The sequence below is a fragment of the Streptomyces gardneri genome (assembly GCF_006539185.1).
In the GTDB taxonomy this organism is placed as follows: Bacteria; Actinomycetota; Actinomycetes; order Streptomycetales; family Streptomycetaceae; genus Streptomyces; species Streptomyces gardneri.
Window position 1 is genome coordinate 1 of record NZ_BJMN01000127.1, and the last position, 1,784, is coordinate 1,784.

The window sequence follows — 1,784 nt, forward strand, 5'->3', positions numbered from 1 at the left end:
TGGCTACTGGTACCGCAACCTGCGCCATCGTGTGGGCTTCGCCCCGGCCGTCGAGACCCTGGCCACCGACGAAGGCTTCACCCACTTCGTCGAGGTCAGCGCCCATCCCGTCCTCACCATGGCTCTGCCCGGGACCGTCACCGGTCTGGCGACCCTGCGTCGCGACAACGGCGGTCAGGACCGCCTCGTCACCTCCCTCGCCGAAGCATGGGCCAACGGACTCGCGGTCGACTGGAGCCCGCTCCTCCCCTCCGCGGCCGGCCACCACTCCGATCTCCCCACCTACGCGTTCCAGACCGAGCGCCACTGGCTCGGCGAGATCGAGGCGCTCGCCCCGGCGGGCGAGCTGCCGGTGCAGCCCGCCGTCCTCCGCACGGAGGCGGCCGAGCTGGCGGAGCTCGACCGGGACGAGCAGCTGCGCGTGATCCTGGACAAGGTCCGGGCGCAGACGGCCCAGGTGCTGGGGTACGCGGCAGGCGGGCAGATCGAGGTCGACCGGACCTTCCGTGAGGCCGGTTGCACCTCCCTGACCGGCGTGGACCTGCGCAACCGGATCAACGCCGCCTTCGGCGTACGGATGGCGCCGTCCATGATCTTCGACTTCCCCACCCCCGAGGCCCTCGCGGAGCAGCTGCTCGTCGTCGTGCACGGGGAGGCGGCGGCGAACCTGGCCGGTGCGGAGCCGGCTCCGGTGGTGACGGCGGCCGGTGGCGTCGACGAGCCGGTGGCGATCGTCGGCATGGCCTGCCGCCTGCCCGGCGGCGTCGCCTCGCCCGAGGACCTGTGGCGGCTGGTGGCCGGCGGCGGGGACGCGATCTCCGAGTTCCCGCAGGACCGCGGCTGGGACGTGGAGGGGCTGTACCACCCGGACCCCGAGCACCCCGGCACGTCGTACGTCCGCCATGGCGGTTTCATCGAGAACGTCGCCGGATTCGACGCGGCCTTCTTCGGGATCTCGCCGCGCGAGGCCCTCGCCATGGACCCGCAGCAGCGCCTCCTCCTCGAAACCTCCTGGGAGGCCGTCGAGGACGCCGGGATCGACCCGACCTCCCTGCGGGGACAGCAGGTCGGCGTCTTCACCGGGGCGATGACCCACGAGTACGGGCCGAGCCTGCGGGACGGCGGGGAAGGCCTCGACGGCTACCTGCTGACCGGCAACACCGCCAGCGTGATGTCGGGCCGCGTCTCGTACACGCTCGGCCTTGAGGGCCCCGCCCTGACGGTGGACACGGCCTGCTCGTCCTCGCTGGTCGCCCTGCACCTCGCCGTGCAGGCCCTGCGCAAGGGCGAGGTCGACATGGCGCTCGCCGGCGGCGTGGCCGTGATGCCCACGCCCGGGATGTTCGTCGAGTTCAGCCGGCAGCGCGGGCTGGCGGGCGACGGCCGGTCGAAGGCGTTCGCCGCGTCGGCGGACGGCACCAGCTGGTCCGAGGGCGTCGGCGTCCTCCTCGTCGAGCGCCTGTCGGACGCCCGCCGCAACGGACACCAGGTCCTCGCGGTCGTCCGCGGCAGCGCCGTGAACCAGGACGGTGCGAGCAACGGCCTCACCGCCCCGAACGGGCCCTCGCAGCAGCGCGTCATCCGGCGCGCGCTCGCCGACGCCCGCCTGACGACCGCCGACGTGGACGTCGTCGAGGCCCACGGCACGGGCACGCGACTCGGCGACCCGATCGAGGCACAGGCCCTGATCGCCACGTACGGCCAGGGGCGCGACGACGAACAGCCTCTGCTCCTCGGGTCGTTGAAGTCGAACATCGGGCACACCCAGGCCGCGGCCGGTGTGT

Annotated in this window: 1 protein-coding gene; it reads left to right on the forward strand. The window is 73.3% G+C overall.

Annotated features, from left to right (window positions below; all coding sequences use genetic code 11):
• Nucleotides 1-1,784: beta-ketoacyl synthase N-terminal-like domain-containing protein (locus tag SGA01_RS40670; protein ID WP_255325384.1), on the forward strand; the 1,784-nt coding region annotated here is incomplete at both ends.